The sequence below is a fragment of the Georgenia sp. Z1344 genome (assembly GCF_057652375.1).
The window spans coordinates 62,606-75,895 of the sequence record NZ_CM172728.1; the positions used below are offsets into that span (position 1 = coordinate 62,606).

At 74.0% G+C, this 13,290-nt stretch carries 14 protein-coding genes; all 14 read right to left on the minus strand.

From position 1 onward, the window contains the following. Positions 1-2: 2 nt before the first annotated feature. Positions 3-938: a prenyltransferase gene (locus tag AC24FB_RS00305; protein WP_425714146.1), complete on the minus strand. Its 936-nt coding sequence runs from the start codon at positions 936-938 to the stop codon at positions 3-5. Beyond that, the gene (locus AC24FB_RS00310; RefSeq protein ID WP_425714147.1) at positions 935-1,279 is read right to left on the minus strand and encodes a lycopene cyclase domain-containing protein; all 345 of its coding nucleotides are present in this window, start codon (positions 1,277-1,279) and stop codon (positions 935-937) included. The genes AC24FB_RS00305 and AC24FB_RS00310 overlap by 4 nt, the downstream gene beginning before the upstream one ends. Continuing rightward, positions 1,276-1,629, minus strand: coding sequence for a lycopene cyclase domain-containing protein (locus AC24FB_RS00315; RefSeq protein ID WP_425714148.1), 354 nt, complete (start codon positions 1,627-1,629; stop codon positions 1,276-1,278). The genes AC24FB_RS00310 and AC24FB_RS00315 overlap by 4 nt, the downstream gene beginning before the upstream one ends. Beyond that, positions 1,626-3,329, minus strand: coding sequence for a phytoene desaturase family protein (gene crtI, locus AC24FB_RS00320; protein ID WP_425714149.1), 1,704 nt, complete (start codon positions 3,327-3,329; stop codon positions 1,626-1,628). Before crtI ends, AC24FB_RS00315 begins: the two co-directional genes overlap by 4 nt. After that, positions 3,326-4,201: a phytoene/squalene synthase family protein gene (locus AC24FB_RS00325; RefSeq protein WP_425714150.1), complete on the minus strand. Its 876-nt coding sequence runs from the start codon at positions 4,199-4,201 to the stop codon at positions 3,326-3,328. The genes crtI and AC24FB_RS00325 overlap by 4 nt, the downstream gene beginning before the upstream one ends. Further along, positions 4,198-5,286, minus strand: a complete 1,089-nt coding sequence (locus tag AC24FB_RS00330; RefSeq protein ID WP_425714151.1) for a polyprenyl synthetase family protein — start codon at positions 5,284-5,286, stop codon at positions 4,198-4,200. The genes AC24FB_RS00325 and AC24FB_RS00330 overlap by 4 nt, the downstream gene beginning before the upstream one ends. After that, entirely contained in the window at positions 5,283-5,936 is a 654-nt protein-coding gene (locus AC24FB_RS00335) for a MarR family winged helix-turn-helix transcriptional regulator (protein WP_425714152.1), read from the minus strand. Before AC24FB_RS00335 ends, AC24FB_RS00330 begins: the two co-directional genes overlap by 4 nt. 91 nt (positions 5,937-6,027) lie before the next feature. Continuing rightward, positions 6,028-6,771, minus strand: coding sequence for a pseudouridine synthase (locus AC24FB_RS00340; RefSeq protein WP_425714153.1), 744 nt, complete (start codon positions 6,769-6,771; stop codon positions 6,028-6,030). Next, positions 6,768-7,439, minus strand: a complete 672-nt coding sequence (gene scpB, locus AC24FB_RS00345; RefSeq protein WP_425714154.1) for an SMC-Scp complex subunit ScpB — start codon at positions 7,437-7,439, stop codon at positions 6,768-6,770. Before scpB ends, AC24FB_RS00340 begins: the two co-directional genes overlap by 4 nt. After that, positions 7,436-8,533 (minus strand): segregation and condensation protein A, encoded by a 1,098-nt coding sequence (locus AC24FB_RS00350; protein WP_425714155.1) that lies wholly within the window; start codon positions 8,531-8,533, stop codon positions 7,436-7,438. Before AC24FB_RS00350 ends, scpB begins: the two co-directional genes overlap by 4 nt. After that, complete coding sequence (locus AC24FB_RS00355; RefSeq protein WP_425714156.1) at positions 8,523-9,404, minus strand: ParA family protein; 882 nt, start codon at positions 9,402-9,404, stop codon at positions 8,523-8,525. Before AC24FB_RS00355 ends, AC24FB_RS00350 begins: the two co-directional genes overlap by 11 nt. A gap of 83 nt (positions 9,405-9,487) precedes the next feature. Then, complete coding sequence (gene pgi, locus AC24FB_RS00360) at positions 9,488-11,122, minus strand: glucose-6-phosphate isomerase (protein WP_425714157.1); 1,635 nt, start codon at positions 11,120-11,122, stop codon at positions 9,488-9,490. A gap of 150 nt (positions 11,123-11,272) precedes the next feature. Beyond that, entirely contained in the window at positions 11,273-12,217 is a 945-nt protein-coding gene (locus tag AC24FB_RS00365) for a site-specific tyrosine recombinase XerD (RefSeq protein WP_425714158.1), read from the minus strand. A 97-nt stretch (positions 12,218-12,314) separates the two neighbouring features. Beyond that, complete coding sequence (locus tag AC24FB_RS00370; protein WP_425714239.1) at positions 12,315-13,208, minus strand: heme o synthase; 894 nt, start codon at positions 13,206-13,208, stop codon at positions 12,315-12,317. Positions 13,209-13,290 lie beyond the last annotated feature (82 nt).

The window sequence follows — 13,290 nt, forward strand, 5'->3', positions numbered from 1 at the left end:
GGTCATGCCCCTCTCGTGGCGGCGTGGATGAGGATCATCGTGACGGCGAAGCCGCACACGTAGTTGATGACGAGGAAGCGCCGCCAGCCCCGGTTCGTCCGCGGGGACCCGGAGTCGGGGACGCCGACGTACGGGAGCGCGGTGACGATGTAGGGCACCGCGACGAGCGCTCCCAGGGGGCCCGGCCACGGGACGGCGAGCATGAGCAGCCCGGCCGCGGTCCACAGGCCCACCGAGACCCGCACGGTCCAGCGGGCACCGAGCACGGTGGCGATCGACGACAGGCCCCCGGCGCGGTCGGGGACGACGTCCTGCACCGCCCCGAAGGCGTGGGCAGCTGCTCCCCAGAGGTAGAACGCGACGAGCACGAGGACCAGGGGCGGCGAGAACCCGTTCCCGGCCATGACCGCGCCGTAGACGGCGGGCCCGGTGAAGTGGGCGCTGGAGGTCGCCGAGTCGAGGAACGGGATCTCCTTGAACCGCAGCCCGGGCGCCGAGTAGGCGACGACGGCGAGGAGGACGAGACCGAGGACGAGCCACGACACCGGGTCCCCGAGGAGGACGAGGACGACGACGAACGGCACGACGGCGACGGCCACCGCGACCAGGACCGCGCGGTGCCGGGCAGGCACGAGCAGGGCGCCCTCGACTCCGCCCTTGCGCGGGTTGAGGAGGTCGGAGGCGTGGTCGAACACGTCGTTGATGCCGTACATCGCGAGGTTGTAGGGCACGAGGAAGAACAGGGACCCGACGACGAGGACGGCGTCGACCCGGCCGCCGCTCAGGAGGTAGGCGGCCGCGAACGGGTAGGCGGTGTTGATCCAGCTGACCGGACGGGACGTGACGAGGAGCGTCCGACCGAGCGAGCGGCGCCCACGCGTACCGTGCCCGGCACCGGTGGTCGACGGGGTCCCGGGGCGGGCCTGCGGCCGGCTCATCGGTCCTCCTCGGCGTCACGGCGAGCGTCGCGGCGTGGCGCGAGCAGCAGCCACACCCCCGGCAGCAGGACGAGGGCGCCGAGCGGGTAGGCGAGGTCCTCCACCGGGATGCGTCCCAGCCGCACGCCGGTCAGGCCGTCCCAGTCGTAGTCGAACAGCCCGGCGGCGACCATGAGGTTGTCGAACACGACCGTGAGGACCGCGAGGAGCGCCGCGGTGACGAGGGCCGGCAGCCACCACGCGCGGACGAGCGCCCGTGCCCGCCCCGAGCGCAGCAGGCCCGCGGCGAGGACGAGGGCCGAGAGCGGCAGGAAGATCGCGCAGAGGACGAGGTAGGTCACGACGGTCCCCCGTCCCCCGACCGCGGCGCGGGGCGTCGCGTCCGTCCGAGCGCGCGGCCCGCTGCCATGAGCAGGACCATCGTCAGGTAGCTGAGGAAGACGAGGAACACGATCTCCTCGATCGGCATGTGCGGGGCCAGGAGCAGACCCGTGGCGAACCGCGAGTCGAGGTGCCGGAACAGTCCGGTGGCGATGCCGGCGGCGTCCCAGGCCAGGAGGTAGGCGGTGCCGACGAGGACGACGACTGCGGCGCGACCCGGGGCGTGCCAGAGGAAGAGGCGGTGCCGCGCGTCGATCGTCGCCATGCCGGCCGTCGAGACCAGCAGCGCGGTCAGGTAGGCCCAGCTCATCGTGGACCTCCCGCGTGGACGTCCGGGCCCGGGGACGCCGTGACCGGCTCGCGGGCACCGGAACTGTCCCCGGCCCCAGGCATGACCGGCGCACCTCGGGCGGGCTCGGGCAGCGGGCCGGCCGTCCGGTCACCGCGCACGTGCTTGAGCACGAGCTCGGCGCTGATGAGGCACATGGGGACTCCGATCCCGGGCACCGACGTGGCGCCGGCGGTGACGAGGCCGGCGACGCGTCTCGAGGCGGTGCGTCCACGGAGGAACGCGCTCTGCCGGAGCGTGTGGGCAGGGCCCAGCGCACCTCCCCGGAAGGACGAGAAGTCCCGTTCGAAGTCGCGCGGCCCCACGGTGCGACGGACGACCACCCGCTCGGCGAGATCGGGGATGCCCGCCCACCGCGCGACCTGTTCGATGGCCGCGTCGGCGATCCGCTCGACGCGCTCGTCGCCGGAGCCGTCGATCCCGCCCGAACCGATGTCCGTCCGCGCCGGCACCGGGACGAGCACGAAGAGGTTCTCGTGCCCGTCCGGGGCGGCGGAGGGGTCGGTGGCGCTCGGCCGGCAGACGTAGAGGGACGGCGGCTCGGGCACCTGGGCGTCCGGGCCGAAGATCTGCTCGAACCCCGCGCGCCAGTCCTCGGCCAGCAGGAGGGTGTGGTGCTCGAGCCGCGGCAGGTCACCCGTGACACCGAGCATGACGAGCACGGCGCCCGGCCCCGGGTCGAGCCGCCGCCAGTGGCGCCGCGAGCGGTCCCGGCTGCCCGGCACGAGCAGCTCGGTCTCGGTGTGGTGCAGGTCCGCGGTGGAGACGACGAGGTCCGCGCCCTGGCGGTGCTCGCCGTCACCGGAGGCGTCCCGCCACCGCACGCCCGTCGCCCGGCCGTCGCGGGTCTCGATCCGCGTGACGTCCGCGCCCGTGATCAGGGTCGCCCCGTGCGCGCGGGCGAGCCGCTGGATCGAGTCGACGACGGCGGAGAACCCTCCGCGCGGATGGAACACCCCGTCGGCAAGGTCCATGTGGCTCATGAGGTGGTACATCGCCGGTGCCGTGAACGGCGACGCGCCGAGGAACACCGCCGGGTAGTCGAGGACGCGGTGCAGCCGGGAGTCGCTCACCGCGCGGCCCGCGTGGCGGTGCATCGAGGTGGTGAGCAGCCGCGCGAGGGTGGGCAGGCGTCGCAGGACCGGCCGGGACAGCAGCGTGCGCACGTCCCGGAACGGGTTGTAGAGGAACGCGTCGACGGCGGTGGCGTAGGTCTGCTCGGCCGACTCGAGGTACCGGGTGATGCGGGCGCCCGCGCCCGGCTCGACCCGCTCGAACGACGCGGCCGTCGCCTCCCGGTCCGAACGGACGACGAGCTCGTCGACGGGCTTCCCGGGCGGCGGCTCGAAGAGCACGCGGTAGGCCGGGTCGAGCCGGACGAGGTCGTACTGCTCCGCCGTCGTCGTGCCGAGCAGCCGGAAGAAGTGCTCGAACACCTCGGGCATGAGGTACCAGGACGGGCCGGTGTCGAACACGAACCCGGCGCTCTCCCACCGACCGGCCCGCCCGCCGAGCACGTCGTGCCGCTCGAGGAGGGTGACGTCGTGCCCCTCGTGGGCGAGTAGCGCGGCGGACGCGAGGCCGCTGATTCCCCCGCCCACCACCGCCACGCGCAGGGGGCGTGCGGGGCTCGCCGCCCGACCGGCGTCGGCCGCCGTCACGCCGTGCGCTCCGTGGCGCGCATCGCCCCGACGAGGATCCGCACCTTCGTCGGGCCCGGGACCCGGACCCGGCGCTCGACGACGAGCGCGGCCGGGGTCCGCTCGATCCGTCGGTTGAGCTCGGCGAACAGGCGCAGGGCGGCGGTCACGGCCGGCCGGGCGCCCGCGGGCAGCTCGGGCAGGGTGCTCCGCGCCGCCGACAGGTCGAGCCGGACGGCCGCGGTGATCTCGGCCTTGCGCTCGTCGTCGAGTCTGCCCCCGGGTAGGTCCGGGAAGTAGGTGCGGCCGAGCTCGCGCTGGTCCTCGGCCAGGTCCCGCAGGAAGTTGATCCGCTGGAACGCCGCGCCGAGCCGGCGTGCGCCGTGCTCGAGGCGGGCTCGGCGGTCCGGCGAGGTGTCCTCGCCGCCGAGGAAGATCCGCAGGCACATGAGCCCGATGACCTCCGCCGAGCCGTAGACGTACTCGTCGAGCATCTCCTGGGTGAAGGCGACGGGCGTGAGGTCGGCCCGCATGGAGGCGAAGAACGGCCCCGTGAGGTCCTGCCCGATGCCGAACCGGCCGGCGGTGGTGGCGAAGCTGTGCACGACCGGGTTGGCGCTGTAGCCCACGGCGCAGGCACGCCGGACGTCGTCCTCGAGCCGGTCGAGCACCTCGCCCCGGGCCGCGGCGTCGAGACCGGCGGCGTGGGCGGGTCCGTCGACGATCTCGTCGGCGACCCGCACGATCCCGTAGACGTTGGCGATGTGGGGACGCATCTCCCGGGCGAGCAGGAGGCTGGCCAGGCCGAACGAGGTCGAGTACTCGTGCAGCACGACCCGGGAGACCTTCGCCGAGGCGCGGTCGTACCGGTCGAGGGCGGCGGACGCGCTCATGCCGCACGCTCCGCGCACCGGGCGAGCACGTCGAGGAGCAGTCGTTCGAGGTCCGCGTCGAGCCCGGCCTCCTCGATGTGTCGGCGCACGGCGTCGCACTCGGCGCGCACCGTGCGTTCGACCTCGGCCAGCGCGCCGGAGTCCCGGATGACGGCGCGCAGCTCCTCGGCGCCGGCGTCGGTCAGGGTGGGCGACCCGAACAGGTGCGCGACCTGCGTCCACCCCGGCGAGGTCCGGGCGACCGAGACGAGCAGCGTCTGCTTGCCCTCGCGCAGGTCGCCATGGACCGACTTCCCGGTGAGCTCGGGGTCGCCGTACACACCCAGGACGTCGTCCCGCAGCTGGTAGACGACCCCCAGGCCCCGGCCGATCCGGTCGAGCGCGGCGGCGGTGTGGTGGTCGGTGCCGGCGAGGACCGCGGCGGCCACGAGCGGCGCCTGGAAGGAGTAGCGGGCGGTCTTCAGCTCGGTCGTGCGCAGCACGCGTCCGGCGTCGGACTCCTCGGAACCGAGGCCGAACCACGCGTCGGCGTGCTCGCCGGCCGCCGCGTCGACGATCGCCTCGTCGAGGAGCTCGACCAGCCTGCGCCGCGTGGTGGTGTCGACGTCGCAGGTGGCGACGAGGCGCTGGGCGGTGGCAAGCAGCAGGTCCCCTGCGATGATGCCGGAGGCGGCGCCGAAGGCGTCGGCGGCGCCCCGGGCGGTGCCGAGGCGTGCAGCTCGGGCAGCGGCGCGGCCGGAGACGTTCGGTTCGCCCCGGCGGACCGTGTCGTTGTCGATGACGTCGTCGTGGGCGAGGAGCGCGTTGTGCAGGAGCTCGAGCGCGCAGGCCACGTCGAGCGCGGCGTCGGCCTGCCGGTCCCCGCGGGACAGGCTGCGCCACACGGCCAGCAGGAGGCGGGAGCGCAGCCGCTTGCCGCCGAGCACGAGTCCGGCGAGGTGATCGACGAGGTCCCTGAACGCGTGGTGGTGCCGGGCGGCACGTGTGCGCAGCTCGTCGGTCACCTCCCGCAGACGTCCGTCGAGCTCGCTCTCGTCGGTGGCACGCGCGGAGAGCGTGGGGACACGCTGTGCGATCTGCGTCATCGGTCGATCCCGTCCGCATCAGGTCGGCCCCCGGTCGGCTCGTGCTGTCGGCCGTGGTCGGACTCGTCGGGTCGGCCCCCGGTCGGCTCGTCGTGCCCGGTACCGTCCGGCCCGTCCGCGGAGCGCTGTGCCAGGTCGGCGAGGAACCGCGTGACCACGCGTCGCTCGGCAGAGCTCAGGCGCGCGGCGGCCGCGAACCTGCCGGCGTGCTGGACGCCGACATGCCCCCGCGCGCTCTGCTGCGTGCTCGGGGTGACAGTGAGTGCGACACCCCGGCGGTCGCTGGGGTGCGCGGAACGGACGACGTGGCCGCCGGTCTGGAGCCGGTCGAGCATCTTCGTCACCGCCGCGCTGGTGAGCCCGAGGTACTCGGCCACCATCGCCGGGGTGACGACCGCGCCGATCCGGGCGCCGCCCATGACGAGTCGGAGCGCCTGCATGTCCCGCTCGGAGAGCTCCATGTAGTCGCTCGACGCCTTCGAAGCTCGCGCCTCCTCGGCCTTCCACGCCTGGAGCGCGCGCATGACGTCGGCGATCTCCGCCAGATCGTCGTCGCTCAGTCCGGCCCGATCGAGGAGCTCCCCGTCGGGATCCATCGACGCGTGGTCGTGGAAGGAGGTGACGATGCGCTGCACCGGGTCGGAGTACACACGAACATACTAACCAGGTTAGTTACTTACGCAAGACGCGACTTCCTGCTCGTGGCGCGTCGCGCACCGGCGGACCCCGCCGGGTCGACGGCTACATGCCCACCGACGCCATGAGCGCGCCGAGCTCGGGGCCGGCGATGACGCGGGTGCGCCCGGGGCGCAGGTCGCCGAGCACGATCGAGCCGATGCGCGTGCGCAGCAGGCGGGTGACCGGGTGGCCGACCTGCTCGAACATGCGGCGCACGATGTGGTTGCGGCCCTCGTGCAGGACGATCTCGACGAGGGTCGCGTCGGGCGCCGTGTCCTTGATCGTCACCTCGGACGGGCGGACGAACCCGTCCTCGAGCTCGAGGCCCTCGCGCAGCTGGGTGGAGACGGCCTTGGGGATCCGTCCCTCGACGGTCGCGAGGTAGGTCTTGGGCACCTCGTAGGACGGGTGCGTGAGCCGGTGGCCGAGCTCCCCGTCGTTCGTCAGCAGGAGCAGCCCCTCGGAGTCGGCGTCGAGCCGGCCCACGTGGAAGAGCCGCTCGGAACGGCCCTCGACGTACTGGGCGAGCGAGGGGCGGCCGTCCGGGTCGTCCATCGTCGAGACGACGCCGCGCGGCTTGTTGAGGGCGAGGGTGAGGGCGCTCTCGTCGAGCTGGACGCGGGATCCGTCGACGTGGATGACGGCGGTGGCCGGGTCGACGCGCGTGCCGAGCTCCCGCACGACCTGGCCGTCCACGCTCACCCGGCCGGCCACGATGAGCTCCTCGGAGGCGCGCCGCGAGGCGACGCCCGCCCCGGCGAGCACCTTCTGGAGTCGGACGCCCTCGGGCGTGTGCGGGTCGGTCATGACGCTCCCTCGGTCGGGTCGACGCCGTCGGCGCCGAGGTCGGGCAGGTAGGGCGCGAGCGGCGGCAGCTCGTCGAGCGAGCTCAGCCCCATCCGCTCGAGGAACGCGGTCGTGGTGCGGAACGTCATGGCGCCGCCCTCCTCGGCGGGGCCGGCCTCGGCCACGAGGCCGCGGGCGAGCAGGGTGCGGACGACGCCGTCGACGTTGACGCCGCGCACCGCCGCCACGCGGCCACGCGTGACCGGCTGGCGGTAGGCGATGACGGCGAGCGTCTCGAGGGAGGCCTGGGTGAGGCGCGCGGTCTGGCCGTCGACGACGAACCGCCCGACGACGTCGGCGACCGCGGGCGAGGAGTAGATCCGCCACCCGCCGCCGACCTCACGGAGCTCGAAGCCCCGGCGCCGCCCGCCGCGCTCGCCGCGGTACTCGGCCGCCAGCTCGCCGAGGGCCTCGGTGACGAGCTCGGTGGGCACCCCGAGCACACCGGCAAGGTCGAGCGCGGGCACCGGGTCGTCGACGATCATGAGGACGCCTTCGATCGCGGCGTGCAGCTCGTCCGTCCCGGGGCGCGCATGCACCTCGTCGAGGGTGTCCTGCGTGGGCTCGCCGCTCCCCGGCTCGTCGGTGGCGGGCACGCCGGGGCGGACCTCGTCGGGTTCCGCGGTCACGATGCGCTCCTCGGGTCGTCTCGTTCGTCGTCGTCGCCGTCCGGCGCCGTGTCGCCACCCCGGTCCACCGCGGGCTCCGGGGCCGGCCCCGGTTCCTCGTCCGCCGCGTCCGGTCCGGTCTCCGGCCCGCCCACCTCGGTGGGGTCCCCGACGACGACGTCGCCCTGCTCCGGGCCCGTCCATCGCACGGACAGCTCGGCCAGCGCCTCGGCCTGCTCGAACCCGACGGCACCCTGCCGGAACAGCTCGAGCAGGGCGAGGAAGCGGGAGACGACGTGGCCGGTCGTGGGCGCGTCGGCGACGAGCTGCCGGAAGGTGACGGTGCGCCCGCGCCGGAGCCGGTCGACGAGGATCGCGGCCTGGCCCGGGACCGGCACGAGCGGGTCGTGCAGGTGGTCGACCCCGACGCCGGGGGGCGCGGGCCGACCTGCCTCGGCCGCGGCGGCGAGCCGGACGAGGTCGTCCGGCCCCACCGACCAGACGAGCTCGGGCAGCAGGGCGGCGAGGTGCGGCTCGAGCGGGACGGACCGCGGCCAGGAACGGGCCCCGCGCTCCCACGCCTCGGCGAGGTCCTCCGAGACCGACTTGTAGGCGCGGTACTGCAGCAGCCGCGCGAACAGCAGGTCCCGGGCCTCGAGCAGCGCGAGGTCCTCGGCATCCTCGACCTCGCCGCGCGGCAGGAGCCGGGCCGCCTTGAGGTCGAGCAGCGTGGCCGCGACGACGACGAACTCGCTCGCCTCGTCGAGGTCCCAGACGTCGGCGGCCGCGAGGTAGGAGATGAACTCGTCGGTGACCGTCGCGAGCGCGACCTCGGTGACGTCGAGGCGGTGCTTGGCGATCAGTGAGAGCAGGAGGTCGAACGGGCCCGAGAAGTTGTCGAGGACGATCGAGAAGCCGCCCTCGGCCGCCAGCGCCGCCTCCTCGGCGCCGAGCGCGGGCACCTGCGCGGCCTCCTCAGGACTCGGCGCGGGTACCTGCGCCGCCTCCTCGGAGCTCAGCGCGGGCTCCGCGGGGTCGGCCCCCGTCGTCGGCGCCCCGTCCGCGGTGGGACGGGTGCCCGCTGCAGGGCCGGTCGGCGCGGTGTCAGGCCGCATCGCCGCGGGCGACGAGCTCGCGGGCGAGGCGCCGGTAGGCGTCCGCCCCCGGGTGCGTGGGTGCGTAGCTCGTGATCGGCTCCGCGGCCACGGAGGCGTCGGGGAACTTGACGGTGCGCGAGATGACGGTGCGGAACACGCGGTCGCCGAAGGCCTCCCGCACGCGGTCGAGGACCTCGCGCGAGTGGAGGGTGCGCAGGTCGACCATGGTGGCGAGGATGCCGTCGATGCGGAGCCGCGGGTTGAGCCGGTCGGTCACCTTCTCGATCGTCTCGACGAGCAGGGCCACGCCGCGCAGCGCGAAGAACTCCGCCTCGAGCGGGATGAGCACGCCGTGGGCGGCCGTCAGCGCGTTGACCGTGAGCAGGCCGAGGGAGGGCTGGCAGTCGATGATGATGACGTCGTAGTCGTCGAGCACCGGGGCGAGCACCCGGGCGAGGGCCTGCTCACGGGCCACCTCGCCGACGAGCTGCACCTCCGCCGCCGAGAGGTCGATGTTCGCGGGCAGGACGTCGAGGTTCGCCACGGGGCTCGTGAGGATGGCCGAGCGGACGTCGGGCCGACGCTCCATGATGAGCTGGTAGACGGTGCGGTCGAGCTCGTTGGCGTTGATGCCGAGCCCGGCGGACGCGGCGCCCTGCGGGTCGAAGTCGACGATGAGCACCTTGCGGCCGTACTCGGCCAGGGCGGCGCCGAGGTTGATCGTCGTCGTCGTCTTGCCGACCCCGCCCTTCTGGTTGCACATGGCGATGACCCGGGCCGGGCCGTGGCTCGGCAACGGGGCCGGTACCGGGTAGTCCTCGTCGCCCCAGGAGATCGGCGCGGCCGGTTCGGTCCCGGCGGCGTCGAGGGTCGGCTGCTCGCTGCTCATCGGCTCAAGGTTAGTCGAGGTCCCGGGCCCGCTGCGTCCCCGCCCTTCAGACGCCCGTCACCGACCGGTTGCGGACCGTCCGGTCACGAGCGGCGCGCCTCCCGGTAGCGACGGATGAGCTCGCTGGTGGAGGAGTCGTGCGCGTCGGCGGCGGGGCCCTCCTCGGCGGTGAGCTCCTCGCCGATCCGGGTGGCGAGCACCTTGCCGAGCTCCACGCCCCACTGGTCGAACGAGTTGATCCCCCACACCACGCCCTGGACGAACACCTCGTGCTCGTAGAGGGCCACGAGCTGGCCGAGGACCGACGGGGTGAGGCGCGGCGCGAGGATCGTCGTCGTCGGCCGGTTGCCGGGGAAAGTCTTGTGCGCAACGAGCTCCTCGGGCACGCCGTCGGCGCGCACCTCGTCGGCGGTCTTGCCGAACGCGAGGGCCTCGGACTGCGCGAACAGGTTCGCCGTCAGGAGGTCGTGGTGGAGCGCGACCTCCTCGTGCGCGGGCCGCACGAACCCGATCATGTCCGCGGGGACGAGCTCGGTGCCCTGGTGGATGAGCTGGTAGAAGGCGTGCTGGCCGTTGGTCCCGGGCTCGCCCCACACGATCGGCCCGGTCGCCACCTCCACCGGCTCCCCCTCGCGGGTCACGCGCTTGCCGTTGGACTCCATGTCGAGCTGCTGGAGGTAGGCCGCGAACCGGCCGAGGTCCTGCGCGTAGGGCAGCACGGCGGAGGTCGTGGCGCCGAGGAGGTTCCGGTTCCACACCTTGATCATCGCGAGCAGCGCGGGAACGTTCTCGGCGAACGGGGCGGTGCGGAAGTGCTCGTCGACCGTGTGGAACCCGTCGAGCATCTCGCGGTACGCCTCGGGGCCGATGGCGATCATGACGGAGAGCCCGACGGCGGACGTGAACGAGTACCGTCCGCCGACCCAGTCCCAGAAGCCGAACATGTTGTCCGTGTCGATGCCGAACTCGGCGACCCGCTCGGCGTTGGTCGACACCGCGACGAAGTGCTTGGCGACGGCGGCCTCGTCCCCGAGCACGTCGACGAGCCACGTCCGGGCCGACCGCGCGTTGGTCAGGGTCTCGATCGTGCCGAAGGTCTTCGACGCGACGACGACGAGGGTCTCCTCGGGGTCGATACCCGTGAGGGCGGCGGTCAGGTCGTCGCCGTCGACGTTGGAGACGTACCGGACGTCGATCCGAGGGTCCGCGTAGGCCGCGAGGGCGCGGTGGGCCATCGCCGGTCCGAGGTCCGAGCCGCCGATCCCGATGTTGATCACCGTCGTGATGGCCTTGCCCGTGTGCCCGGTCCATTCGCCCGAGCGCACCTTCTCGGCGAAGACGGCCATGCGGTCGAGCACCTCGTGGACGTCGGCCACGACATCCTGTCCGTCGACCACGAGCTCGGCGTCCCGCGGCAGGCGCAGCGCCGTGTGGAGCACGGCCCGGTCCTCGGCGGTGTTGATGTGCTCGCCGGCGTACATCGCGGCGGTGCGCCCCGCGAGGTCGACCTCCTCCGCGAGCGCGCCGAGCAGCTCGAGCGTGCGCGGGGTGACGCGATTCTTCGAGTAGTCCACGTAGAGGTCGCCGACCTCGGCCGTCAGGGTCCTGCCCCGTTCCGGCGCGTGGGCGAAGAGCTCGCGCAGGTGGGTCTGCCCGATCTCGCCGTGGTGCGCGGCGAGTGCCTGCCAGGCGGGCGTGTCCGGGACGTGCGCGGTCATGGTCTCCTCCGAGCGTCGACGACGATGCCCCCATCGTGGCCCACTTCACGGCCGACGTGCCAGCCGGTCCGCGGCGTGGGCGGACGCGGCCGCGGCAGCGCGGGCACGTGGGCGCCCACCCGTCCGGTCCACCCCACCGACGCGTGCGGCTCAGCCGCTGCGGGGTGCACGGGCGCGCGGGTGGCTCGTCGCGTAGACCTCCCGCAGGGCCTGGACGGTGACCTGCGTGTAGATCTGGGTGGTCGTCACGCTCGCGTGCCCGAGCAGCTCCTGCACCACGCGGACATCGGCGCCCCCGGCGAGCAGGTGCGTGGCGAACGAGTGCCGCAGCGTGTGCGGCGAGAGGTGGTCGACGGCCAGGCCCGCACGCTCCCCCGCGGCACGGAGCACGGCCCACGCGCTCTGGCGCGAGAGCGGGCGGCCGAGCGTGTTGAGGAACAGGTGCGCCGTCCCCCGGCCCTTCGAGGCGAGCGCGGGCCGGCCGCGGACGAGGTACGCGCCGACGGCGTCGGCCGCGGGGCCGCCGAGCGGCACGACCCGCTCCTTGCGGCCCTTGCCGAACAGGCGCACGGCGTGGTCGGCCAGGTCCACGTCGTCGACCGCGAGCCCGACCGCCTCCGAGATGCGGGCGCCCGTGCCGTAGAGGACCTCGACGAGCGCGGCGTCCCGCACGCCCAGGGGCTCCTCGGCGGCGCCGGCGGCGGCGATGATCGCCTCGACCTCGCTCACCCCGATGGCTTTCGGCAGGCGGCGGCCCTGGACGGGCGGCCGGACCCGGGCGGCGACGTCGTCGGCGACGAGACCCTCCGCGAGGGCGAACCGGTGCCAGCCCCGGGCGGCGGTGACCGCCCGGGCGGCGGAGGACGCGGCGAGCGGTCGCCCGCCGTCGGAGCCGTCCGCGAGCACCGCGGCGAAGGCCGCGACGTCGTCGACCGTGACGTCAGCGAGGCGGGCGCGCCCGAGGGCGCGCAGGTGGCCGGTGTAGCGGGTGAGGTCGCGCCGGTACGCGGCGACGGTGTGCGCGGACAGACCCCGCTCGACGGCGACGTGCGCGAGGTACTGCTCGAGCGCGTCGTCGAGCGCGTCGCGGGTCATGGGCGCGGAGCCGGGGACGGGGTCGGCGAGGCCGGCGGGAGCGCCGGGACCACGACCGGCCGGACCGGACCGGCGGCCCGGGACCGACCCGCGGTCGTCACGGGACGAACGGGTCGATCGCGACGGCGAGGAAGAGCACCGACAGGTAGGTGATCGAGCCGTGGAAGACGGTCATGGCCTGCTTCCGCCCCCGGCGCGGGTCGCCCGCCAGCCGGACGAGCTGCGCGCACTGGAGCAGGAACCAGCCGCCCGAGAGCACGGCGGCGACGGCGTAGAACCAGCCGGTCGACGCGACCGGGATCAGCGCGAGCGAGGTGGCCACGGTGAGTACCGCGTAGACAAGTCCGTGCGTGGCGACGGTCGGGGCGCCCTTGACGGCGCCGAGCATCGGCACCCCGGCGCGCTGGTAGTCCTTGGTGAACTTCATCGACAGCGGCCAGTAGTGCGGCGGCGTCCAGAAGAAGACGATGAGGAAGAGGACGAGCGCCGGCCAGTCGAGGGAGCCGGTGACGACCGACCAGCCGATGACGACCGGCATGCAGCCGGCCACCCCGCCCCACACGATGTTCTGGCTCGTACGGCGCTTGAGGATCATCGTGTAGAAGACGACGTAGAGCAGGATCGCCGCCAGCGTGAGCGCCGACGCGACGAGGTTGGCCAGCAGCGCGAACCACGCGACCGAGACCACGCCGAGGACGGACGCAAAGACCAGCGCGTCGCGCGGGCGGATCTCGCCGGTGACGAGCGGGCGCTCACGGGTCCTGTTCATCACCGCGTCGATGTCCCTGTCGAGGACCATGTTGAACGCGTTGGCGGAGCCCGCGGCGATCGCCCCGCCCACGAGCGCGACGATGACCTTCCACCACCCGGGCCAACCGTCGGCGGCGAGGACCATCGTGGGCAGCGTGGTGACGAGCAGCAGCTCGATGATCCGGGGCTTCGTCAGCGCGACGTAGGCGGCGAGCCGCGACCGGCGTCGGCCCGGGTGCAGCGGTCCGGGGTGCGACGCGGCGCCGTGGGCGCCCGCGGCTCCGGCCCGGCCGGCGGCGGTGCGGTCGGCGGCTCCGGTGGCC